Source organism: Streptomyces scopuliridis RB72 (assembly GCF_000718095.1).
Lineage (GTDB): Bacteria > Actinomycetota > Actinomycetes > Streptomycetales > Streptomycetaceae > Streptomyces > Streptomyces scopuliridis.
Genome location: NZ_JOEI01000002.1, coordinates 119,914 through 141,753, shown reverse-complemented (window position 1 = coordinate 141,753; position 21,840 = coordinate 119,914). Strand labels below are relative to the sequence as shown.

Sequence of the window (21,840 nt, the reverse complement as noted above, 5' to 3'; positions counted from 1 at the left end):
GTTGGCGCTCTTCATAGTCGTCCAGCAACTCCAAGAAGTTGTTCAGCCGCGTGCCGACGCGGCGGTTGAGGCGGAGGGCGCAACGGACAGCGGAACGGAGGTGCATGGATGGGGCATTGGTCTACGCCAAACCGCTCCTGTCCCTGTATCCTCATCCGTGGCCAGCGGCACACAATCCCCCCACCCAGGTTGCGTGCTGGCGCGGGCGACGCCCACACAACTCTGCCCAGGCAGCCGGGTTCCCCCCATTCGCCGCCTCTAGGAGGGTCACGGTGAAAGTTCGCACCAGAAGCTCGGCGATCATCGGCACCATCTGCCTCATTGCTTCCCTCGCCTTAACCACGGCGTCCGCCGACGAGCCCGCCGCCCCACGTCAGGCGGCGGAGGTCACGCTCAAGAAAGTGGCCACGGCGCAGAATCCCATCGCCGGCGCCGCCGGGCCCGGTGACACGGTCTGGATAGCCGAACGCGCGGGCACCGTACGGGTCCTGGACGATCAGGGACTCGGCGAGCCCGTCCTCGACATATCCGACGAGACCACCACCGACGGCGAACGCGGCCTGCTGGGCGTCGCGTTCGACAAGGAGTTCGCGCACTTCTACATCTCGTTCACGAACCTCGAAGGCACCAGCACCGTGGACGAGTTCGCCGTGGAGGACGGAAAGATCCAGCCGGACACCCGGCGCACGGTGCTCACCCAGACGCAGCCGTACGCCAACCACAACGGCGGCGACATCAGGTTCGGCCCCGACGGCTATCTCTACATCGCGTTGGGCGACGGCGGCTCGGGCGGCGACCCGCACGGCAACGGGCAGAACCTCGACACGCTGCTCGGCAAGCTGCTGCGGATCGACCCGAGCGGCGGCGAGCCGTACGCGATCCCGCCGGACAACCCGTTCGTGGACGACCCGAACGCGAAGGGCGAGATCTGGGCGTACGGCCTGCGCAACCCGTGGCGGTTCTCCTTCGACGCGGGCACGGGCGACCTGCTGATCGGTGACGTCGGCCAGAGCGCCTGGGAGGAGATCGACTGGGCCTCGGCGGACAGCAAGGGCGGCGAGAACTACGGCTGGTCCCAGATGGAGGGCAACCACCCCTTCCGGGGCGGCACGGAACCCGCGAACCACGTGCCGCCGGTCCACGAGTACGACCGTAACGGGCTGGGCTGCTCGGTGACCGGCGGATACGTCTACCGCGGCGAGGCGATCCCGGACCTCAAGGGGCAGTACCTGTTCAGCGACTACTGCGACGGCACCGTCCGCGCTCTGCGGATGGAGAACGGCAAGGTGACCGGCGAGAGCGACCTCGGAGTCAACGGCGGCGAGGTCATCTCGTTCGTGGAGGGCGGCGACGGCGAGCTGTACGTGCTCGCCATCGGTGGCACCGTCTCCCGCATCGACCCGGCGTAACCACCAGGTCAGGCCCGGTGTTGAGAAATCAGCACCGGGCCCGACCCCCGTCGAGTCAGCTGAGCCGTGTCGTCAGTGAGGTCGCGCCCGGGGCTGGGGTCAGCAGGAGGCCCCGCTCCCCGTGCCCGGTCGGTCCTGGCGGGGCCAAGGGCTGGGGGCCTGGGAGCAGTACGTGCCAGGGGGCGGTGGCGTCCGTGGCTTCCACGGTCAGTACGTCGCCGTCGCGCCGGGTGTGGAAGACCGCGGTGGTGGAGCCGTCGGGCGCCGGGATCTCCGTGGTCACGCGGATTCCGTCGGCCGGTGCGTGGATCCGTAGGGTGACCCCGTCGGCCCAGTCGTACACGGCGCCGGCGGTGCTTCCGCCGAAGGGGACGACGGAGCCGGGGCGGGCGAACAGGGGCAGGCTGTCGAAGCCGTACGTCTCGCGGCGCCAGGCGGGGCCCCGCACCTGCTCACCGGTGAGGACGTGGGTCCAGGTGCCTTCGGGTACGTAGTACTCCACCGTGCCGTCCTCGGTGAACACGGGTGCGACCAGGAGATCGCCACCGAGCATGTACTGCCGGTCCAGGGTGTGGCACGCGGGGTCGTCCGGGAATTCCAGCACCATCGCGCGCATGACCGGGGTGCCCTGGCGGGCCGCCTGCCGGGACGCCTCGTAGAGGTAGGGCATGAGCCGGTGCTTGAGCCGGGTGAAGTCGCGGGTGACCGCGACGGCCTCCTCGTCGTATTCCCAGGGAACCCGGTAGGACTTGCTGCCGTGCAGCCTGCTGTGCGAGGAGAGCAGGCCGAATTGGGCCCAGCGCTTGAACACGGCCGGCGTCGGCGTGCCCTCGAAGCCCCCGATGTCGTGGCTCCAGAAGCCGAAGCCGGACAGCCCGAGGGACAGTCCGCCGCGCAGCGACTCGGCCATCGCGCTGAACGTGGACTCGCAGTCGCCGCCCCAGTGCACGGGAAACTGCTGCCCGCCCGTCGTGGCGGACCGGGCGAAGAGAACGGCGTCGTTCTCGCCGCGCTCCTCGGTCAGCACCTGGAAGACGGTCTCGTTGTAGAGCTGCGTGTAGTAGTTGTGCATCCGCTCCGGATCCGCGCCGTCGTGCCAGACCACATCCGTCGGAACACGTTCGCCGAAGTCCGTCTTGAAACAGTCCACGCCCTGCCGGGTGAGGGCGCGCAGCTTCCGCGTGTACCACTCCCTGGCGCCGGGGTGGGTGAAGTCCACCAGGCCCATGCCGGCCTGCCACAGGTCCCACTGCCAGACGTCACCGTTGGGCTTGCGCACCAGGAATCCCTGCTCACGGGCCTCCTCGAACAGCGGTGACTTCTGCGCGATGTACGGGTTGATCCACACCGAGATCCGCAGGTCCTGCTCCTTCAGCCTGCGCAGCATCCCGTCCGGGTCGGGAAAGACCTCGGGGTCCCAGGTGAAGTCGCACCACTGGTACTGGCGCATCCAGAAGCAGTCGAAGTGGAACACCCCGAGGGGGATGTCGCGTTCGGCCATGCCGCTGACGAACCGGTTCACCGTCTCCTCGTCGTAGGAGGTGGTGAAGGATGTCGACAGCCAGAGCCCCAGCGACCAGGCCGGGGGCAGGGCCGGCCGGCCGGTCAGCGCGGTGTAGCGGTCGAGGATCTCCTTGGGCGTCGGCCCGTAGATGATGAAGTACTCGACCGACTGGTCGCGGACGCTGAACTGCACCTGGCCGACGGACTCGGAAGCGATCTCGTAGCTGACCCGGCCCGGGTGGTTGACGAAGACGCCGTAGCCGCGGTTGGTCAGATGGAAGGGAACGTTCTTGTACGCCTGCTCACTGGCGGTGCCGCCGTCGGCCTGCCAGATGTCGACCGTCTGGCCGTTCTTGACGAACGGGGTGAAGCGCTCCCCGAGCCCGTAGACCAACTCGCCTACGTCCAGGGACAGCTGGCCCAGCGAGTAGTGCTGCCCGTCACCGGTGGTGACGAAGCCCGTGCCACGCCTGCCCGCCGAGGTCAGCAGTCGGCCGTCGGCGCTGAAGTCCAGTCGCCATGGCGCGTCGGTGTCCACCCGCAGGGACAGCGCGCCGCTGGTCAAGGCCACCACCGAGCCGTCCCGGTCGATCTTGGGGGTGTGGTCCGGGTCGGTGGTGAGGGTGAAGTGCGGGCCGTGGTCGACGCCGCCCGTGTGATGGCTGGAACGGACGCCGATCACGCCGTCGGCGGGTGACCAGCACTCGACGGTCAGCAGGGGGCTGTTGAGGGTGTGGCCCCTGCTCTCGACATGCCGGACGGGGGCGTAGAGGGTGAGGCGCTCGTTCTCGACGCGGGTCTCGGCGACCTCGGCGGCGAACGAGGCGTTCACGCCGTCGCGCATGAGCCAGTAGCCGTCGGTGAACTTCATCGGTGCTGCTCCTGCCCAGGGGTACGGGTGCGGTCGCGGTGGACGGTGATCAGGTCCCGGTACCAGCGGTAGCTGTCCTTCGGGACGCGTTCCAGGGTGTCGTAGTCGACCCGGACGATGCCGAAGCGCTTGCTGTAGCCGCGGGCCCATTCGAAGTTGTCCAGCAGCGACCAGACGTAGTAGCCGCGTACGTCCACGCCCTGGTCCATGGCGTCGGCGAGCGCCGCGAGATGGTCGCGCAGGTAGGCCACCCGGTCGGTGTCGCGCACCAGGCCGCCGGCGTCCGCCACGTCGTCCTCGGACGAGCCGTTCTCGGTGATCAGCAGCGGTGGCAGGTTCGGGTAGCGCCGGTGCAGTCCGACCAGGAGATCGGTGAAGGCGCCCGGGACGACGGGCCAGCCCATCGTGGTGCGGCGTACGTCCTCGCGCCATGACTCCTCGGCGCGGATGTCCACGGCGGTGCGGGTGGCCGGGTCCGGGTCCTTGTGGGGAACGGCGGAGATGGTGATCGGCCGGTAGTAGTTGACGCCGATGAAGTCCAACGGGGCCTGGACGAGGGCCAGATCACCGTCGCGCCGGTACGAGCCGTCCGCCAGTTCGCCCCAGGTCTCCTCCTCGTGCCGCGGGTAGCGGCCCGCCAGCAGGGGTTCCAGCCAGACGTCGTTGTGCATCGTCTCCGCGCGCCGCACCGCGGCCAGATCGGCCGCGCTGTCCGTGGCGGGCAGCAGCACATCGGGATTGAGCGTGATGCCGACGTCCGTGGCGCCCGCTTCGCGCAGCGCCCGTACGGCCAGCCCGTGGCCTACCAGCAGATGGTGGGCGGCGGCCAGCGCGCCCCGGCCCTCCCGGGCGCCGGGCGCGTGACCGCCCGAGCCGTAGCCGACGAAGGCGCTGCAGAACGGCTCGTTGAGGGTGATCCAGCGGTCCACCCGGTCGCCGAGCCGCTCGGCGGCGAGCCGGGCGTACTCGGCGAACCGCTCCGCGGTCTCGCGGACCCGCCAGCCGCCCCGGTCCTCCAGGGCCTGCGGCAGATCCCAGTGGTAGAGGGTCGCGGCGGGGGAGATACCGGCCGCCAGCAGTTCGTCCACCAGCCGGTCGTAGAAGTCGAGCCCCTCGGCATTGCCGGGGCCCGCGCCGTCCGGCTGGACACGGGGCCAGGCGATCGAGAAGCGGTAGCTGTCCACACCGAGGCCGCGGAGCAGGGCGACGTCTTCGCGGTAGCGGTGGTAGTGGTCGCAGGCGATGTCGCCGGTGGCGCCGTCGGCGACCCGGCCGGGCTCACGGCAGTAGGTGTCCCAGATGGACGGGGTACGTCCGCCCAGATCGTGTGCGCCCTCGATCTGGTAGCTCGCCGTGGCGGCTCCGAAGAGGAAACCGCTCGGGAAACGGGGGAATCCGGAGGCGTCGGGGTCGGCCGGGGCGTCGGCCATCAGGCGGTCATCAGTGGAACTCATCAGGGTGAGGTGCCTTCTTCTTTCCGGTTGGCAACGATATCGGTGGCCGAGGCCGGCTACTTGATGGAGCCGCCGGAGATGCCCGCGGCGATGTACTTCTGGGCGAGGACGAGCAGGATCGCCGCCGGTACGGCCGACAGCACGGCGGTGGCCATCACGGCGCCCCAGTCGCTGACATGGGCCCCGACGAACTGGTAGATACCGAGCGTGATCGGCTTGACGTCGTCGGTGGTGTTGAGCGTCAGGGCGAACATGAAGTCCGACCAGGCGAACAGGAACGTGAACAGGCCCGCGGTGATCAGCGCGTTACGGCTCATCGGCAGCACGATGCGTACGAAGGCCGTGAACCGGTTCGCGCCATCGACCAGCGCGGCCTCGATCACCTCACCGGGCACGGACACCATGAACGCGCGCAGCAGCACGATCGAGAACGGCAGCCCCAGCGACGCGTCGGCGAGTATCAGCCCCAGATAGGAGTTGACGAGCCCGAGTTCCGCGTACGCGCTGTACAGGGCGTTGGCGATCACGATGCCCGGCACCATCTGCGTGATCAGCGTGGTGAAGACGATGCTCCGGCCGCCCCGCAGACCGAACTGCGCGAGTCCGTACGCGGCGGGCGCGGCCAGCGCCAGACACACCACGACCGCACCGAGCGCCACGACGAGGCTGGTCAGCAGGGACTTTCCCTGGCTGCTGATGGCCGCGTCGAAGTTGGACAGGCTGACCGAGGTGGGGAACCACTCGGTGGCCGTGATGCTCGTCTCCGGCTGGAGCGCGGTGTTGACCATCCAGTACACCGGGAAGAGCAGGAAGACCAGGATGAGCAGCGCGGCGGTGGTGTTCCAGGCGCCGCGCAGCGACGAGAACCGCTTCATCGGTATCACTTCCCCGTTCCGAAGTCGGCCCGGTTGGCCCGCAGATAGAGCACGGCGAAGACCGCGCTGATGAGGATGAGCACATTGCCGACGACCGCGCCCTGGCCGAAGTCGAGCTGGAGGAAGGAGAGCTGGTACGTGACGGTGCCCAGCGTCTGGGTGGAGTCGGCGGGACCGCCCGAGGTCAGCGCCAGGATCAGGTCGAGGATCTTCACCGTGGACATGAAGCCGAGCACCAGCACCACGGTCACCACTGGTCGCAGCAGCGGCAGTGTGACACTGCGGAACGCGCGCCACGGGCTCGCGCCGTCCAGCGACGCCGCCTCGTAGAGCTGGCGCGGGATCTCCTGCAGTCCGCCGTAGAGGATCACCATGTTGAACGGGATGCCGATCCAGATGTTGACCAGGATGGCCGAGAGCAGGGCCACACTGGGGCTGCTCAGCCACGGCACCCCACCGTCGGCCGGCCCGATGGTCTGAAGCGCGCTGTTGAGGATGCCGTGGTCCTGGTCGAGCACGCGTCGCCAGACAACGGCGGACACCACCATGGGGACCAGCCAGGGCAGCAGCAGGACCGCTCGGATGACGCCCGAGAGCCGGAAGCGGCGGGAGAAGAAGACGGCCAGCGCCAGGCCGATGGTGAACTGGCCGGCCAGCGAGCCGACGGTGAACACCGCGGTGTGCCACAGAGAGTCGGCGAACAGCTCGTTGGAGAGGACGGCACGCCAGTTGTCCAGCCCGTTGAAGGGCGCCTCCCCGGTGAAGTACGTCCTCGGTGTGTACTCCTGGAAGCTCATGACGATGTTGCGCACCAGCGGGTAGCCGAAGAACAGCGTCATATAGACGAGCGCGGGCAGGACGAACAGCCAGCGCAGCAGCGAGTGGCGGCCGCGGCGTGGCCCCGTGGGGCCGGGAACGACGGTCTTCGCCGGTGCGGCGGCGGAGGAGACAGCGGTACTCATGGTGTCCTCACTTCTCCCCGGCCGATGCCTGACGCTGGGCGTTCTTCAGGGCCTGCTCCGGCCCGGTCCCGCCGGTCAATACCGACTGGAAGGCGCCGGCGAGCGCGTCGTTGACCACCGGCCAACGGGTGCCGACCTCGGCGGTGCGGGAGCGTGCCGTGGCGACCAGATCGACGAACGGGGCCAGCTCGGGGTGTTTCTCGGCGTACGACGTCGCCGCGGACGCCCTGGTGGGGACGTTGTTCACCGACTCGCCCCAAGCGAGCTGGTTCTTCTCGCTGTTGAGACAGGCGAGGATCTTCCCGGCGTTCTTCTCGCGCCCGCTGTCGTCACTCTTCGGTACGGCCATCACCGTTCCGCCGATCGGTGCGATCGCCTCCTGCCCGGCCTCGGGAACGGGGATGGTGGCGACGGCCCAGTCGACCTTGTCCTGCGCGCTGAGCACCGGCACCTGCCACGGCCCGTTGATCATCATCGCGGCACGGCCGGCCACGAACTGGTCGTTCACGTCCTGCTGATTCCAGTTGACGACCGATTTCGACACGGACCTGTCGCCGAGCAAGTCCTTCCACAGCGTCAGGGCGGCCTCGCCCTTGCCATTGTCGAGCCGCGCCTCATCACCGCCGCCCGACCAGAAGAACGGCAGGAACTGGTAGACGCCGTCGGCGTTGGGGCTGGCGCTGAAGGCCATGCCGTACGTGTTCCCCGACGTCAGCGTCTTCGCCGTCGCGCGCAACTCCGGCCAGGTGGTGGGCGGTTCGACACCCGCCTTGCGCAGCAGGTCCTTGTTGTAGAGCAGCGCCAGGGAGTTCACCGAGCGAGCCACGCCGTACTGCGTCCCGTCGTAGCTCCCCAGCGAGGTGGCGCTGTCGGAGAAACCGGAGGTGTCCAGGCCCACTTCGGCCAGCGGACGCAGCCCGCCGGTCTCCGCGAACTGGGGCAGCTCCGAGCCGTCGAGTTCCAGGATGTCGGTGAGCGAGTTCGAGGAAGCCATCCGCAGGGCTTTCGAGGCGACCGTGTCCGCGGGCACGCTGATCTGCTCGACCTTCAGCCCCAGCGGTTTCGCGCAGCGGTCGAAGAACGCCTGGTTCGCGTTGTGCTCGGCCGCGTCGGTGGCCGAGTTGAGTACGGTGACGGTGCCCGGGTCGGGGGTGGCGGCGCACCCCGTCAGACCCACTGTCACGGGGACGAGCGCGGCAGTGGCGGTCGCGATCATCCGTATGCGTCTTGGGCGTTGCATGGTGGTGGGCTCTCCGTTCACGAAGACGGCTCCGAAGGAGGGCGGATCGCGCTTCCGGTCGCCATCCGGGGGGCGATCAGCCGGTGTGGGGGTTGTTCTCCCGAGGGAACGGAGCCGTCCGTGCCCACGGCACCGACCGCGAGACGGACCACGGCGGCGGACATCTCCGTCACGGGAAGTTCGATACGGGGCAGCGGCCGGCCGCCCACGTCGTCGGGGAAGCTGCCGACGAGAACGACGGCCAGATCCTCGGGCACCCGAAGTCCGGCCGCGGCGATCTCGTCCAGCAAGTGCGGCAGCAGGATCAGGTGCTGGACCACGAGCGCGGTCGGAGCGGGCCGGGCGGCCAGTGCCTCGCGCAGCGCGCGGCCCAGCTTCTCGGGCTCACCACTGGAGGGGACGATCCGGATGTCGGCCGTGCTCTCGCGGGCCGCGAGCCGGGCACCGGCCAGACCGTGCAGCGCGTAACCGCGCCGGGCGGAGATCTCGTGCTCGGCGGACGACAGGAAGACGATGCGGCGGTGCCCGGCCGCGACCGTCTCGCGCAGGGCGAGGGCCACGGCGGCCTCCCAGTCGAGATCGACCCACGGCAGACCGGGGGCGTCCTCGCTGCGGCCGAGCAGCGCGGCGGGAAACCCCGTCTCGCGGAGGGCGGCGGCGCGCGCATCGTGCTCCTCCACGGCCATCAGCACGGCCGCGTCGGCCATTCCGCTGCCGGCCACACGGCGCATGGCGGCCACGCCGGCCAGATCGGTGATCAGCACGACGTCGTAGCCGTGGCCGCGCGCGGCGTCACTGATGTCGATGGCGAACGTACCGTCCGTGCCCCGGTACTTGCCGGGCACCCGGGGCACGGCGAGCGCCAGGACGTGGCTGCGGGCGCTGCGCAGCGTACGGGCGCTGGCACGCGGGTGGTAACCCAGCTCCTCGACAGCGGCGCGGACGGCGATCCGGGTGTCCTCGGAGATCTTCCGGGAGCCGCTCAGCACGTACGAGACCGTGCTCGGAGCGACACCCGCCCGCTGCGCTACGTCCTTGATGGTGGCCACGCCGCCCCTTCGCGACTGTCGAATCGATTCGTCGAATCGATTCGACATTGTGTACGTGGGCGTCACATTAGGGCGCACCGGAAGCCCGGGCAAGAGTCGGGAACGGACTTGTTTCGTCTCAGGGCCGTGTCAGCGAAATCTCAGGCGGGTCCAGCAGAATCATGAGCACCGAAGGGAACGGGGGAGACCCCGTCCCGAGGTGGGGAGAGGTACCCGAAGCGGCCCAACGGGGTTCCGGGGAAACCCGGACCGGGTGAAAGCCCTCGCAGGTTCGAATCCTGCCCTCTCCGCACAGCGAAGGCCCGGCGCGCCGCCCATCTCGGGCGGCGCGCCGGGCCTTCGGACGCCGGGAGGCGAGGGGCGGACGCCCCTCGCCTCCCGGCGTTCAGGCGTTCTTGCGCCAGACCAGGACCGCCGCCACGACCAGCAGCGCGATCGCCGCGATATCGATCCGCGCCACCCGCATCGTCGCGTCGTTGAGCGCCGGCGTGGTGTAGGCGAGCAGCAGGAACGAGCCCATGCTGACCCCGCCGCCGATGAGGGCGGGCACTCGCAGGGACGGGATGAACGCCGCGCAGAGCAGGGCGATTCCGACGAGTCCCAGGAGCACCGCGCGATGCCGCAGAAGCACCGTCAGATCAGCGGAGTCGGGACCGTCTATGGACACCCCGTACGCCGTCGTGATTCGGGACGGGGCCAGTGCGACGACTCCGGGCAGGAGGTTCACCGCACCCACGACGACGAACAGCGCGGTGGTGAGTCGGTCGGTCCACATATCTTTTCCGTTCAACAAGAGGAAGGGATGATCGGGGTGTTGGTTAGCATGCCCGCATGCAACCGGCGCTGCTTTCAGAAACGTGCCGTGACCAGGCCGCGTTGTGGTTGTGGCCGGGGCACGCGCTGTATGTCGGGCCGTCGCTCGAACTGGACGTCCACTCCGGGGCGGTGAGCTGTCTGGCGGTGGGTATCGACGGGGAGTTCACGGTCCGGCTGGAGCACGGCCCGGCCCATGTCGCCCGTACGGCGCTGGTGGGGGCGCGGGTGCGGCACCGGATCGTGGCCGGCGGGGGCCGGATGGCCTTCTGCTACCTGGACCCGGCGTCCGCGCGCGAGCGGGCGTGCCGCCGGCTGATGAGCGGGAGCGCCGAACTGGCCAGGGACCACGCACACGAGCGCGAACTGACGTCGCTGGCCGCCCTGTTGGAGCAGGACGTGCCGCTGCCGGCCGTACGGCAGTGGCTGGATCTCGCCGGCCCGGACGGTCTCTCCGGCAGCCGGGACCCGCGCGTACGGCAGGCGACCCGACGGCTCTCCGAGAGCTCCGGGCAGCAACTGCCGGCGACGGAACTGGCGGCGGAGGCCGGGCTGTCCGTCTCGGCGTTCCTCCGGCTGTTCCGGGCCGAGACGGGCACGACCTTCCGCCGCTACCGGATGTGGACGCGCATGGTGAGGGTGGCGACCCTGCTGGATACGTGGCCCGATCTGAGCACGGCTGCCGTCGAGTCGGGCTTCGCCAGCCCGTCCCACTTCAGCAGTGCTTTCCACGCGATGTTCGGCCTGCGGCCCAGCAGTCTGTTCTCCCCTCGGCTGACGATCAGGGCCGCCGGGCAGTCCAGCCCGGCGCCGGAGACCCGGCCTCATGGGGTGCGGCGGGCTTCCCGGTCCATGCCGCTCAGGTAGGCCCGTAGCAGTCCCCTGACCGGGCGCGCGGTGAGCGGGACCCGTGGGGCCCGGTCGCGGTGCCAGGGGTAGTCGGCGGGGCCGCGGCCCGCCGAGGGGTCTTCGACGAGCGACTCCGCGACATGTGATCCATGCGCCACCGACATGGCCAGGCCATGGCCGCAGCAGCCACCGATGTACCACACGTCCGGATGGCCGCCGACGCGACCGACCACCGGGAGGTCGTCGGTGGTCATGCCTATCTGTCCCGACCAGCGGTGGGTGACCGGGACATCGGCGAGTACGGGGTGCAGCCGGCGCAGCCGCTCCTCCAGCCAGGTCCAGGTGGCGGTGCGCAGCGCGGCGGCCCGGTCGGCACGCAGCCCCGGCAGATGGACGGCCCTGCCGCCGCCCACCACCAGGCGGTCGTCGTGGGTGAGACGGAAGTACGGCGCCAGGGACATGCTGTCGACGAGGGACGTTCCGGTGGCGCCCCCCAGCGCCGTGCGGGCCTCGGGGCCGAGCGGGGCGGTGGCGATGGCGTGCACCTGAAGGGGCAGGATCGTACCGACGGGCAGCCCGAGCGGTCCGGCCGCCGCGTTGACGGCCAGGACGGCCTTGCGGGCGCGGAGCGTGCCGCTGGGGAAGAGCAGTTCGGTGGGCGTGTCGCCACTGCCGGGACGCATCCCGCGCAGCGGGCTGTCGTCGTGGAAGCGGACCCCCTTCGCGGCGCAGGCGGCCGCCAGCGCACCGCTCAGGGCGGCCGGGTCGAGGGTGGCGGCGGAGCGGTACAGCAGCCCCGCGTGGTACGGGACATCGAGGCGCTCGCGGATGGCGGCGGCCGACAGCACGGGGACGTCCAGGCCGAGCGCCTGATACGTCCGCGCCTGCCGGGCGAGGGACGCCAGGCCGGACGCCGTACGGGTCGCCACGATCTGCTCGCCCGCGCGCAGCCCGCACGGCGCGCCCAACTCCTCGGTCAGCGCGACCACTCGCTCCACTGCGCTCACGGAGGCCAGATACATGCGCCGCGCCGTGGAAGGGCCGTAGCGGCGGGCGGCCCGGTCGATGGCCGGACCGACCTGGGGCCCGAGGAGGCCGGTGCCCCGCCCGCTGGCGCCGGCCGCCGGATGACGGGCGTCCACGACGACGACATCCAGCGAGGGATCGCGTTCGATCAGGTGGTACGCGGTGGACAGACCGGCAAGACCGGCTCCGACCACGGCGACATCGGCGGTCGGCCCGCCGGTCACCCGCGCGGAGGGCGCGCCGGTGGTGGCCCGGCCAGGGGCGTCTCCGGGGGAGGCGTCGGGTGCCCAGCAGGGCTCCTCCCGTATCGGGGCCGTCATCGCTTCCCCGCTTCCGCCAGGGTGTGGAAGCCGCGGTCGTGCCAGATCAGAGGCCGCCCGCCGGCCGTGTGCAGGGCGGCCACCCGCCCCACGACGAGGCAGTGGTCGCCGTACGCGCGTACCTCCTCGGTCCGGCAGACCGACCAGGCGAAGGTGTCCGAGAGCACCGGTACGCCGAGCACCTCCTCGAACGATTCGGCGGCGAACCGCTCGGCGGGGGTGGCGGTGGAGAACAGCCGTGCCCGGCCGCTCTGTTCCTCGTGCAGGAGGTGCACCGCGAAGTGGGAATCCGGCGTGATCGCGGCGAGGGTACGCGAGGTGTGGGACAGACAGACGAGCAGCAGCGGCGGGTCGGCCGAGAGCGAGGTGACGGTCGAGACGGTCGTCCCCACCGGCCCGTCGTCCGAGGGCGCCGTGACGACGGCGATGCCGGAGGCGAGGCCGGCGTAGAAGTCCAGGCAGAGTTGGGCGCCGGGAACGGACGTCTGATCCACTTCCGGCCCGCCGGTACGCGCACCGGCTATGACGGGCTGCATCATGGGGCTCCTTCCTGTCCGGTTGCTTGCTTCGGGGAGAGGGGAGACAGGACCTAGCGGCCGGACTCCAGAGCGTCCCGCAGCGCGACGAGGGTGGTGCGCATCGTCGCCCGGTTGCGGGTCCTGCGCCGTACGACACCGGTCACCAGCGGGGTGACGGCCGTGAGCGCCATGCCGAGCGGGCCGGAGCGGCGGTCCCGCCACTCCTCGTGGACCTCGCAGCCCTCGGGCAGCGGGGTGAAGCGGTATGTCCAGCCCGCCACCGAGATACCGAGGAAGCTCACATGGAAGGCGAAGGTGCGGCCGGGATCGGCCTCGACCACATGGCACAGCGTGGGCCACGGCAGCCACCGGGCGCGGTTGCGTCCGATGAAGCGCATGCCCGTCCTGGCCGGGCCGTTGCGTCCGATGATCCACGCGCCCCGGCACTCCGGGCTCCACTCGCCCATCCTCGCCACGTCGCTGACCGCCGCGTAGGCGGTCTCCGGCGGTACCCGGATGACGATGCTCTCGGATATCCGTGACGGGGAGTCGGACTCCGGTGGTGTCGCGGCGGTCTGGTCGGTCACTTGTGGGCGGTCCTCTCCATGCTGGCCATACCTTCGGCTTGTACGGGTTCGGGCGCGTGCGCGGTGCCCGGCGCGTGCTTGCGGCCCGGCAGCCACCAGTTCCAGCGGCTCATCAGACGCATCGACGCCGGGACGATCAGGAGCCGGATGACGGTCGCGTCGAGCGCGATGGCCAGGGCCATGCCGAGGCCGAGCTGCTGCATGGGCAGGATGCCGGTGAACGCGAAGGCCGCGAAGACCGCGACCATGAGGACGGCCGCGCCGGAGATCAGCGGCATCGTGGAGGACATGCCGCGCGCCACGCTGCCGATGTCGTCCCCGGTGGCGAGATAGTCCTCGCGGACCCTGCTGAGCAGGAAGACCTCGTAGTCCGTGCTGAGGCTGAAGAGCAGGGTGACCAGCAGTACGGGGACGAAGTTGGTGAGGTGGCCGTCCACGTCGAAGCCGAACGGCCCGCTTCCCAGACCGTCCTGGAAGACCAGGACCAGCACCCCGTAGGTGGCGCCCACGGAGAGCAGGTTCATCGCGATGGCCTTGAGCGGCAGGAACAGGGAGCGGAAGGTGAGAAGCAGCAGCAGATAGATGACGCCGAGCATGGTCGCGATGACCGGCACCAGCTTGTCCTCGATCACCTTGTTCGCGTCGACGCCCTCGGCCGTCTCCCCGCCGACGTTCACCTTCCAGCCTCCGCCGCCGGCCGTGAAACCGGCGGCCTCGGCGCGTACGGACGCGAGCAGGTCCCGCAGCGGTTCGGAGGAGGCGGTGTCGCCGCCCACCACCTCGATGAGCGCGGTCCTGCCGTCTCCCGACACGAAGTGCCCGACCGTGCCACGGGCATCGGCGGGCAGCCGGTCCAGCGATGCGAGGGCCGCGAACGGGCGGTCCCGGCCGGCCTGGCGGAGCGTACCGATCGCCGAGTCGGTCCGTACCACCCCGGGCAGTCCGGCGACGGTGTCGTGGAACCGCAGCAACTGCGCGACCTCCGCGTCGGAGCGCCGCTGGAGTGGTACGCGCGATTCGACGACCACCTGGATCGGCGCCGCGCTGCCCACCCCGAACTCGTCCCTGGCCGCGTCGTAGCCCTGGCGTACCGCCGCGTCCGCGGGCACGACCCGGGCGTCCGGGGTGAAGGTGTCCAGGCGTACGGCGGGGAGGGCGAGCGCGGTCAGCGCCGCGACGCCGGCCACCAGGAACAGCACGGGGCGGCGCATGACCGCCTGCGTCACCGTGACCCAGCCACCGCCGGACCGAGGGGTGTTGGTCATGCGGCGGCCGATCCTGCCCCACTCGATCCTGGACCCCAGCAGATGCAGCAGTACGGGCAGCAGCAGCACACTGGTCAGGACGGAGAAGGCGACCACGACCACGACGCCGAGAGCCATCGACTGGATGACGCTCAGATCCACCAGGAAGAGGGTGGACATGGCGGCCACGATCGTGATGCCGGAGGCCACGACGGTCTCGCCCGAGGTACGCAGCGTACGCGCGAGCGCGCGCTCGCTGTCCTCCCGGGAGAGCGGGCCGCCCCCGGGAGGCAGCTCACTCTTGAAACGCATGATCATGAAGAGTGAGTAGTCCACGCCCACGCCGAGACCCAGCATGGTGGCGGCGTTCTGTACGAACACCGAAAGCTCGGTCTGCCGGGCGACGAGGGCGAGCACCGCGAGGGCGAGGACCACCGACGTGACACCGACCAGCAGGGCGGCGAGCGCGGCGGCCACGCTGCGGAAGAGCAGCAGCAGGACCAGGAGGATCAGCGGCAGGGTGACCAGTTCGGCGAGGAGCAGCCCGCGTTCGCTCAGATGGTTCACCTCGCCCCACAGAGCGGCCTGGCTCACCAGGGACACCTGGAGGCCCCGCGGCTCGTACTCCCGGCTGAGCCTGTCCTGGATATCGGGCAGCAGACGGCGGGCCGTGCCGTCGTCCAACTCGGAGCCGACGCGGACCAGTGCCGTACGGTCGTCGTCACCGAGGAAGGCGCCGCGCGCCCGGTCGCCGGTGAGCGTGGTGTATCCGTAGCCGCCCGTGGCCTTGAGGCCGTCGTCCCGGAGCACGGCCTCGGCGGCGTCCCGTACCCGCGTCTCGAAGGCGGGATCGCCGGCCCGGTGCCGGGTGTCCTTGATCACGAGGGTCAGGGAGGTGGCGCCGCGCCCGTCGAACCCGTCGGTGAGCCGCTCGGCGGCGACGGCGGAGCCGGAGCCCGGCACGTACCATCCACCGCCGCTGAGCAGACCCGGCAGCGGAGCGGCCTGCCAGCCCGCGACGCCGAGCAGCAGCAGCCACAGGACGGCGAGCGGCAGCCGGTGACGGCTGGTCAGGCGGGACAGACGCGTCGGTAACCGGGACCCGCCACGCCTCGTGGACCCCGATGAGCCGTCCGGGCGCGGATCGCTCATGCGCGGATCGCGATTCCGTGTTCGCGGTCGTCCGTCAGGATCTCCATCAGCGCGCGGTTGCTCGTGGTGAGCCGCTGGCGCTTGCCGGTCGCCTTGTTGACCAACTCCAGCTCACACCTGCCGATCTTGGTGTTGAGGCAGTGCTTGATGCCACCGGGAGGGTTGTAGTAATTCAGCCCGACGAAGTCCTCGGGCGCCGCGGTGAAGCGGCCCCGGATGGCGACGGTCTCGTCGGAGCTGGTGAAGTCCCAGTAGAAATAGCCGAAGTCGGCCTTGGCCTTGAGCGCCTGACGGGGCGCGGACAGGGAGTACTCCCGGTCTTCGTGGCGGAGCACCAGGAACGTGATCTTCGGCGTCTTGACCGGGCCCACCAGCTTCGTACGGCCGGTGACGATCTCCAGGAAGCTGTCCGGGTGCTCGTCGAACCCGGCGACCTGCCCGAAGGCGTAGTGATCGGTGTGCCGGCTGCCCCAGTTGTGGTTCTGGCTGCCGGTCCAGCCGTCCACGTCGATCGTCTCGCCATCGACCGTGAGCTTGCCGCTGTAGGTCGCCAGCGGGACCCCGACCAGGCTCTTGGCCTTGGGGAAACCTCCGGTGTACATGCCGGGCGGCAGCAGGAGCAGCGGCGGTTCGGAGCCCTCGTACGTCAGATCCCAGCCGATATGGCCGTTGGTGCCGGCCGCCTCGCCCTTCAGAGCGCCCGTCTCCAGGACCCGGTCGTTCACCCGGGCGCTGAAGGAATCGGGGCTGAAGTGGCAGTCGGAGATCGGGTGTTCCTCCTTGGCCACCACATGACGGCCGGTGGTCCCGTCGAAGTAGATGGCCCACAGTTCACCGATGGCGGCATGGGGCATGCCGGCGGGACTGAAGATCGTGTACCGGATCCAGAAGGCCCGGGGCTCCGTCGGGTGGTTGCCCCGCTGGTAGAAGCTCTCGTAATGGCCGGCTTCCTGGCCCGGACGGTACTGCGTCCAGTTCAGGCGCTCCGCGTCCGCTGTGCTGGGGTCCAAGTTCATCGGGTCCGTCTTCCCATCCGATACTGGCACTGGCTGTGCTGTGCTGGTGGTGGCGCCCGGCGCCGGTGCACCACCGTTACGGAGCGCCGCGCGCTCCCGTACGGGCGTGCGCGGTCATGGACATTCCGTAGCGCGGCCGCAGAGTGATCGACGCCTGGTTGACGACGCGGTGCGCGGGCACGTGCCGGAACTCGTACCGCCGTACCAGGGCGGCGAGCAGCAGATGTGCCTCCATCAACGCGAAGTGCTTGCCTATGCAGAGATGTGGACCGGCTCCGAAGGGCATGTGGGCGAAGCGGTGGCGCCCCTTCTTGCCCTCGGGGGAGAAGCGGTCCGGATCGAAGCGCTCCGGCTCGGTCCAGTGCCGCTCGTGGCGGTGGATGTTGTAGAGATTGACCAGCAGCCGTGAGCCGGCCGGCACGCTGTGGCCCCCCAGCACGGTGTCCTTGAGCACCAGCCTGGGGACGATCGGTGCGGACGGATACAGCCGCAGCGCCTCCTCGAAGACCTGGAGTGCGTAGGGCATGGCCGCCAGGTCTTCCATGGTGGGCATACGGTCGCCGAGGACCTCGTCCACCTCGTCCTGCACCCGGCGCATCGCCTGGCGGTTGCCGGAGAGCAGATAGAAGGCCCAGGTGAGGGTGATCGCGGTGGTCTCGTGCCCCGCGCCGAAGGTGGTGATGACCTCGTCGCGCACCTCGCGGTCGCTCATGCCCTCGCCGGTGTCGGCGTCCCGTACGTCCAGCATCATGTCGAGCAGATCGGGCGGCCCTTCACCGCGGGAGACACCGTCGGCCGCCGCCTTGCGGCGCTCCGCGATGATCCCGTACGTCATCTCGTCGATCCCCTTCATCACCTCCTGGAAGCGGCGATTGCGCGGGGTCGGCCACTGGGTGGGCGGGCTGAAGGGGTTCTGGAGGCGGTCGAAGGCGTAGTTGATGGCGACGTCGACGGCCTCCGGGCTGATGCCGTCCCTGGTCTGCTCGACATCGGTGCTGAACATGCACCGGCTGACGATGTCGAGCGTGACCCGCATCATCTCCTCGTGCACGTCCACCACATCGCCGCTTCGGTACGTGGCGGCCATGTGGGCGACCTGATTCGCGGTCGACTCGGACATCGAGTCAAACATGCGCGCGATCGCCTGTTTGGTGTAAATGGGCTGCATCATGCGCCGGTTGCGCATCCAGCTCTCATGGTCGTCGCTGGTGAGCAGGCCCTCGCCGAGGATCAGCCGGAGCGGGTTGTCCGGGCCGAGCTTGCCGTACGTCGCGCTGTCGGTCAGGACCTCACCGGCGAGTTCGGGGCTGGAGACGCCGTGCACGACGACCGGACCGAGCCGGTAGCGGACCAGATCGCCGTGGTCGCGCCAGCCCTGGTGCATGGCGTCCAGGATGTCCTTGCGGAAGTCCAGCACACTGCCCAGCACGGGCAGCCCGCGCGCCTCGGGCGCCGAGGGGGCCGCCGCCCCGGACGGGGACGGAGCGGTGGTGGCGGTGCCGCGTGTTGCCGTCATGCGAAAGTCACTCCCCTTCACTTCCGGGCCAGGGCGCAGACCCAGCCGAACGAGCGGAGCGGCTCCGCGACGAACCGGGCGTCCCGGAAACCGGCCTTGCCCAGCATCTCCACCAGATCGGCCCCCGAGAGGATCCGCAGGCCCTCGCGCTCGGAGCGCTCGGTGAACCGCCGTCCGAGGAGACGCTGTTTCGCCGTGGGCTTCTCGGCCGCCTCCCGGCTCATCTCCAGGGTGACCGACACCTGGCCGCCGGGCTTGAGGACCCGGTACGCCTCGCTGAGCCCGCGCATCGGGTCGGGCCAGAAGTAGAACGTCTCGATGGCGCTGACCTGGTCGAAGGACGCGTCGCCGTACGGCAGCTCGCCCGCGTCGCCCTGCTTGATCTCCACCCGTCCCGCGGCGACGCCGTCGACATTGCGCCGTACGGACTGACGGACCATCTCCGCGGAGTAGTCCACGCCGGCGACGAACCCCTGAGTCGCCTGCTCCGACAGCAGTTTGACGGCCATTCCGCCGCCGCAGCCGATGTCCAGGACACGCTGGGAGCGGCGTACTTCCATGTGCTCGATCGCCCACACGGTGAGCGTACGGTGCTGCTTCGCCATCACATGGCCGATCAGCCGACCGGCGCGCCCGTTCGGCTGCTTGAAGTTGTCCTCCACCAACTCCAGCGGCCTCTTCAGCAGTTTGTCGATCATCCGGACTTCCCTTCGCGATTCGCAACGTCTCGGGTGGTGCCACGGAATGGGCCGCCGGCCCCGGAGGGCGGGCCCGGCAACTTCCGGGAATGGATATGCGGGCCACAGCGCGCACAGGGAGCGGCCCGCTGGTATCCCGTCTGCCTGACGGCCTTGGGCGCGGTCCCCTCACCCACGAGGACGGCGCCGCGGCACGGCATCGGATGGTCGGCGGAGAGGGCAGGATTCGAACCTGCGCGGGCCAGTGCCTGTCCGGCGACCCGATCCGGGTTGCCCCGGAACCCCGTTGGACCACTTCGGGTACCTCTCCCAGCCTCGGAGGCGGACCGGCCGCTGCTTCCGCTGCGCCACTGATGCTGCCGCAGCTTCCTGAGATCACGCTGAGATCTTCCTGAGACCGCTCGTCGCGCCCCGGACAGGGACAAACCGGAGGAGTGGACCGGAATCGAAGCGGGCAGCAAGGAAGGGTTCAGAGCGAGGGGAACACGATGAACGACACGACCGACCAGCGAAAGTCCCTTGTCCGGGAGGGTGCCGACCCACGATGCCTGCGGCCCGGCGAAGCCGGAAAGCTCCTCGCCGGGGCCCCATGGCGCCGCCTGGCGGTGCTGGGCGACATCGCGGTGGAGCGGGCCGCGGAACCTGTCGAGGGATACGGACCGAGGCCCTGGTACGACAGGGTCGCGACCGCCCTGGGCGCCGCCACCGAGGGCTTCGCGTATCTCAACCTCCTCGGCCGGCGGGAGCTGCGCGCCGCGCAGGTGCGCTCCGGGCAGCTCCCGGCCGCGCTCGCCTTCCGGGGCGACCTCGCGCTGGTCTGCTGCGGCACCGCGTACACACCGGACGAGACGCTCGACATGTACGGACTGACGGCGGAGCTGGTACGGATCGTCGCGCCGCTGCGTGACGCCGGGTACGACGTCGCGCTGCTCGGCTCCTACCAGTTGGCCGGCTGGCCCGGACTGCCGGCCGGCCGCCGGGAACAAGTGGCCGAACAGCAGAAACGGGTGTCCGAACAGGCCAGGGCCGTTGCCCTGCGCCATGGCACGCTCTATATCGACCTCGCGTCCCACTACTCCGACACCGAGGTGGCGGCCGTGTGGAGCCGCGACCGGGCGCGGCCGAACAGCCTCGGCCACGCGGTCGCGGCCGCCTCCGTGGTGCGTGCCCTCGGCCGCCGGACGGCCGCCGCCGTCCCCACGGCCGGGGCCGACCACGGACCGGTCAGGCCCTGGTGAACAGCAGTACGGCATTCTGACCGCCGAATCCGAAGGAGTTGCTGACGGCCACCTCGGCGCGCAGGTCGCGCCCGGCCTTGAACACCATGTCCAGTTCCAGTTCCGGATCCAGGCTCTCCAGATTGGCGGTCGGCGGGATATGGCCCTCTTGGAGGGACAGCGCCGTCACCACAGCCTCGATGGCCCCGGCGGCGGCCAGGGAGTGGCCCACCACACCCTTGACGGAGGTGACGGCGGGCCGCTCCCCGAGCACCCGGCGGATCATGCGGGCCTCGGTGGCGTCGTTGAGTACCGTCGCCGTGCCGTGCGCGTTGACATGGTCCACCTCGCCGGGGCCGACCCCGGCGTCGCGCAGCGCGGCGCGCACAGCGAGTTCCGCGCCCCCGCCGTCCGGATCGGGAGCGGTCGCGTGGAACGCGTCGGCGGAGGCGCCGTATCCGCTGACCATGGCCCGGATCGTGGCTCCGCGCGCCCTGGCGTCCTCGGCGCGTTCCAGGACGAGTACGGCCGCGCCCTCGGCCGGCACGAAGCCGTCCCGGTCGGCGTCGAAGGGACGGGAGGTGGCGGACAGATCGTCGCGCCGGTCGGCCAGCGCCCGCATCTGGCCGAAACCCGTGATCAGCGAGGGGACGAGAGGTGCCTCGGTGCCGCCGGTGATCACCACGTCGCAGGCTCCGCTGCGCAGCAGTTCGCGTGCCGTGCCCACCGCCGTGGTCCCGGAGGCGCAGGCCGTCGCCGTCACCAGGCTGGGGCCCCGGGCGCCGAACATCATGGACACGTATCCGGCGCACATATTGGGCGACAGCATGGGGACGAGCAGCGGGGAGACCTTGCGCGCGCCGCGCTCCAGCAGCACCTTGTGCTGCTTCTCCCAGGTGGCGGCGCCGCCGATGCCGTTGCCGAGGACGACACCGACCCTGGTGGCGTCCCAGGAGTCCCGGTCGAGGCCGGAGTCCGTGACCGCCTCGTGGGCGGCGACCAGCGCGAGCTGGCTGCTGCGGTCAAGACGCCACATCTGCTTGCGCTCGATGAGCCCGCTGGGGTCGAAATCGGTGACGGCGCACGCGAAGTCGGCGGGTATGCCGGCGAGCGCCGGTACGTCGGTCGCCGCCGTACCGGCCCCGGCACGGATCCGCTCCCAGCTGCGCTCCACCCCGACCCCGGCGGCGGTGACCATGCCGACTCCGGTGATCGCGGCGTCGAACGGGGCCTGTGCCGGGGCGGTCGTCGGTGAACGGCCCATCAGACGGTGGCCAACTTGCCCGAGATGAGCTCGGCGGCCTGCCCGACGGTCGACTCGGGGCCCAGGTCGCTGTCTTCGAGCGGTACGTCGAACTCCTCCTGGGCGGCGACGGAGAGCTCCACGAGGGCGAGGGAGTCGAGTTCGAGTGCGCTGAGCGTGCTGGTCGGTTCGATGCTCTCGGGGTCCAGGCCGAAGGTGCTGGTGAGCAGTTCCAGCAGGCGCTGGTAGATGTCTTCCATGAGGGGTTCCCTTCGGGA

Annotated in this window: 19 protein-coding genes and 2 tRNA genes; 4 read left to right on the top strand and 17 right to left on the bottom strand. The window is 70.3% G+C overall.

All coding sequences use genetic code 11. The features are described from left to right. Window positions 1-272 precede the first annotated feature (272 nt). Window positions 273-1,409 carry a PQQ-dependent sugar dehydrogenase gene (locus tag IF11_RS0101900; RefSeq protein WP_030349593.1) on the top strand — a complete coding sequence of 379 codons (1,137 nt, stop codon included), beginning with the start codon at window positions 273-275 and terminating at the stop codon, window positions 1,407-1,409. A gap of 55 nt (window positions 1,410-1,464) precedes the next feature. On the opposite strand, the gene yicI is transcribed toward IF11_RS0101900, so the two are convergent. From yicI to IF11_RS0101870, 6 genes are read right to left on the bottom strand one after another with little or no spacing between them, the layout of a single operon-like run. Beyond that, window positions 1,465-3,783: an alpha-xylosidase gene (yicI, locus tag IF11_RS0101895; protein ID WP_030349592.1), complete on the bottom strand. Its 2,319-nt coding sequence runs from the start codon at window positions 3,781-3,783 to the stop codon at window positions 1,465-1,467. Then, window positions 3,780-5,237, bottom strand: coding sequence for a GH1 family beta-glucosidase (locus IF11_RS0101890; protein ID WP_106979078.1), 1,458 nt, complete (start codon window positions 5,235-5,237; stop codon window positions 3,780-3,782). Before IF11_RS0101890 ends, yicI begins: the two co-directional genes overlap by 4 nt. 56 nt (window positions 5,238-5,293) lie before the next feature. Next, window positions 5,294-6,112, bottom strand: a complete 819-nt coding sequence (locus IF11_RS0101885) for a carbohydrate ABC transporter permease (RefSeq protein WP_030349590.1) — start codon at window positions 6,110-6,112, stop codon at window positions 5,294-5,296. A 5-nt stretch (window positions 6,113-6,117) separates the two neighbouring features. Further along, a complete protein-coding gene (locus IF11_RS0101880; RefSeq protein ID WP_030349589.1) occupies window positions 6,118-7,074 on the bottom strand; it encodes a carbohydrate ABC transporter permease in 957 nt (318 codons plus the stop codon). A gap of 7 nt (window positions 7,075-7,081) precedes the next feature. Beyond that, window positions 7,082-8,314: a sugar ABC transporter substrate-binding protein gene (locus IF11_RS0101875; protein ID WP_030349588.1), complete on the bottom strand. Its 1,233-nt coding sequence runs from the start codon at window positions 8,312-8,314 to the stop codon at window positions 7,082-7,084. Between the two features lie 17 nt (window positions 8,315-8,331). Further along, entirely contained in the window at window positions 8,332-9,363 is a 1,032-nt protein-coding gene (locus IF11_RS0101870; protein ID WP_030349587.1) for a LacI family DNA-binding transcriptional regulator, read from the bottom strand. A gap of 203 nt (window positions 9,364-9,566) precedes the next feature. Here IF11_RS0101870 and IF11_RS0101865 point away from each other — a divergent pair. Next, a tRNA-Ser gene (locus tag IF11_RS0101865) sits at window positions 9,567-9,653 on the top strand. A 95-nt stretch (window positions 9,654-9,748) separates the two neighbouring features. Here IF11_RS0101865 and IF11_RS0101860 read toward each other — a convergent pair. Beyond that, complete coding sequence (locus tag IF11_RS0101860) at window positions 9,749-10,138, bottom strand: hypothetical protein (protein WP_030349586.1); 390 nt, start codon at window positions 10,136-10,138, stop codon at window positions 9,749-9,751. Between the two features lie 56 nt (window positions 10,139-10,194). Here IF11_RS0101860 and IF11_RS0101855 point away from each other — a divergent pair, with 56 nt between their 5' ends. Then, a complete protein-coding gene (locus IF11_RS0101855) occupies window positions 10,195-11,043 on the top strand; it encodes a helix-turn-helix transcriptional regulator (RefSeq protein ID WP_078490325.1) in 849 nt (282 codons plus the stop codon). On the opposite strand, the gene IF11_RS0101850 is transcribed toward IF11_RS0101855, so the two are convergent. From IF11_RS0101850 to IF11_RS40655, 8 genes are all read right to left on the bottom strand, one after another. Continuing rightward, the gene (locus IF11_RS0101850) at window positions 11,001-12,371 is read right to left on the bottom strand and encodes an NAD(P)/FAD-dependent oxidoreductase (protein ID WP_030349584.1); all 1,371 of its coding nucleotides are present in this window, start codon (window positions 12,369-12,371) and stop codon (window positions 11,001-11,003) included. The genes IF11_RS0101855 and IF11_RS0101850 overlap by 43 nt on opposite strands. Next, window positions 12,368-12,910 (bottom strand): flavin reductase family protein, encoded by a 543-nt coding sequence (locus IF11_RS0101845; protein ID WP_030349583.1) that lies wholly within the window; start codon window positions 12,908-12,910, stop codon window positions 12,368-12,370. Before IF11_RS0101845 ends, IF11_RS0101850 begins: the two co-directional genes overlap by 4 nt. Before the next feature lie 50 nt (window positions 12,911-12,960). Continuing rightward, window positions 12,961-13,476: an SRPBCC family protein gene (locus IF11_RS36275; protein WP_051745344.1), complete on the bottom strand. Its 516-nt coding sequence runs from the start codon at window positions 13,474-13,476 to the stop codon at window positions 12,961-12,963. Next, the gene (locus IF11_RS0101835; protein WP_051745342.1) at window positions 13,473-15,872 is read right to left on the bottom strand and encodes an MMPL family transporter; all 2,400 of its coding nucleotides are present in this window, start codon (window positions 15,870-15,872) and stop codon (window positions 13,473-13,475) included. The genes IF11_RS36275 and IF11_RS0101835 overlap by 4 nt, the downstream gene beginning before the upstream one ends. Next, window positions 15,869-16,888 carry a hypothetical protein gene (locus tag IF11_RS0101830; protein ID WP_030349580.1) on the bottom strand — a complete coding sequence of 340 codons (1,020 nt, stop codon included), beginning with the start codon at window positions 16,886-16,888 and terminating at the stop codon, window positions 15,869-15,871. The genes IF11_RS0101835 and IF11_RS0101830 overlap by 4 nt, the downstream gene beginning before the upstream one ends. A gap of 76 nt (window positions 16,889-16,964) precedes the next feature. Further along, the gene (locus IF11_RS0101825) at window positions 16,965-18,404 is read right to left on the bottom strand and encodes a cytochrome P450 (protein WP_078490324.1); all 1,440 of its coding nucleotides are present in this window, start codon (window positions 18,402-18,404) and stop codon (window positions 16,965-16,967) included. A 17-nt stretch (window positions 18,405-18,421) separates the two neighbouring features. Then, window positions 18,422-19,102 carry a class I SAM-dependent methyltransferase gene (locus IF11_RS0101820; RefSeq protein WP_051745340.1) on the bottom strand — a complete coding sequence of 227 codons (681 nt, stop codon included), beginning with the start codon at window positions 19,100-19,102 and terminating at the stop codon, window positions 18,422-18,424. 211 nt (window positions 19,103-19,313) lie between these two features. Continuing rightward, window positions 19,314-19,412 (bottom strand) — tRNA-OTHER (locus IF11_RS40655). 178 nt (window positions 19,413-19,590) lie between these two features. Between IF11_RS40655 and IF11_RS0101815 the strand changes: the two genes are divergently transcribed. Further along, a complete protein-coding gene (locus tag IF11_RS0101815; protein ID WP_051745338.1) occupies window positions 19,591-20,340 on the top strand; it encodes a GDSL-type esterase/lipase family protein in 750 nt (249 codons plus the stop codon). Here IF11_RS0101815 and IF11_RS0101810 read toward each other — a convergent pair. Together IF11_RS0101810 and IF11_RS0101805 are read right to left on the bottom strand one after the other, a co-directional pair. Continuing rightward, window positions 20,327-21,583 (bottom strand): beta-ketoacyl-[acyl-carrier-protein] synthase family protein, encoded by a 1,257-nt coding sequence (locus IF11_RS0101810; RefSeq protein ID WP_206300621.1) that lies wholly within the window; start codon window positions 21,581-21,583, stop codon window positions 20,327-20,329. The two genes, IF11_RS0101815 and IF11_RS0101810, sit on opposite strands and share 14 nt — an antisense overlap. Next, complete coding sequence (locus tag IF11_RS0101805) at window positions 21,583-21,822, bottom strand: acyl carrier protein (RefSeq protein ID WP_030349575.1); 240 nt, start codon at window positions 21,820-21,822, stop codon at window positions 21,583-21,585. Before IF11_RS0101805 ends, IF11_RS0101810 begins: the two co-directional genes overlap by 1 nt. Window positions 21,823-21,840 lie beyond the last annotated feature (18 nt).

What these genes read in the sequence shown, in the direction of transcription:
- yicI (WP_030349592.1), bottom strand. Translation starts at nt 3,783, where the DNA reads ATGAAGTTCACCGACGGCTACTGGCTCATGCGCGACGGCGTGAACGCC.
- IF11_RS0101890 (WP_106979078.1), bottom strand. Translation starts at nt 5,237, where the DNA reads ATGAGTTCCACTGATGACCGCCTGATGGCCGACGCCCCGGCCGACCCC.
- IF11_RS0101885 (WP_030349590.1), bottom strand. Translation starts at nt 6,112, where the DNA reads ATGAAGCGGTTCTCGTCGCTGCGCGGCGCCTGGAACACCACCGCCGCG.
- IF11_RS0101880 (WP_030349589.1), bottom strand. Translation starts at nt 7,074, where the DNA reads ATGAGTACCGCTGTCTCCTCCGCCGCCGCACCGGCGAAGACCGTCGTT.
- IF11_RS0101875 (WP_030349588.1), bottom strand. Translation starts at nt 8,314, where the DNA reads ATGCAACGCCCAAGACGCATACGGATGATCGCGACCGCCACTGCCGCG.
- IF11_RS0101860 (WP_030349586.1), bottom strand. Translation starts at nt 10,138, where the DNA reads ATGTGGACCGACCGACTCACCACCGCGCTGTTCGTCGTCGTGGGTGCG.
- IF11_RS0101855 (WP_078490325.1), top strand. Translation starts at nt 10,195, where the DNA reads ATGCAACCGGCGCTGCTTTCAGAAACGTGCCGTGACCAGGCCGCGTTG.
- IF11_RS0101850 (WP_030349584.1), bottom strand. Translation starts at nt 12,371, where the DNA reads ATGACGGCCCCGATACGGGAGGAGCCCTGCTGGGCACCCGACGCCTCC.
- IF11_RS0101845 (WP_030349583.1), bottom strand. Translation starts at nt 12,910, where the DNA reads ATGATGCAGCCCGTCATAGCCGGTGCGCGTACCGGCGGGCCGGAAGTG.
- IF11_RS0101835 (WP_051745342.1), bottom strand. Translation starts at nt 15,872, where the DNA reads ATGAGCGATCCGCGCCCGGACGGCTCATCGGGGTCCACGAGGCGTGGC.
- IF11_RS0101830 (WP_030349580.1), bottom strand. Translation starts at nt 16,888, where the DNA reads ATGAACTTGGACCCCAGCACAGCGGACGCGGAGCGCCTGAACTGGACG.
- IF11_RS0101825 (WP_078490324.1), bottom strand. Translation starts at nt 18,404, where the DNA reads ATGACGGCAACACGCGGCACCGCCACCACCGCTCCGTCCCCGTCCGGG.
- IF11_RS0101820 (WP_051745340.1), bottom strand. Translation starts at nt 19,102, where the DNA reads ATGATCGACAAACTGCTGAAGAGGCCGCTGGAGTTGGTGGAGGACAAC.
- IF11_RS0101815 (WP_051745338.1), top strand. Translation starts at nt 19,591, where the DNA reads ATGAACGACACGACCGACCAGCGAAAGTCCCTTGTCCGGGAGGGTGCC.
- IF11_RS0101810 (WP_206300621.1), bottom strand. Translation starts at nt 21,583, where the DNA reads ATGGGCCGTTCACCGACGACCGCCCCGGCACAGGCCCCGTTCGACGCC.
- IF11_RS0101805 (WP_030349575.1), bottom strand. Translation starts at nt 21,822, where the DNA reads ATGGAAGACATCTACCAGCGCCTGCTGGAACTGCTCACCAGCACCTTC.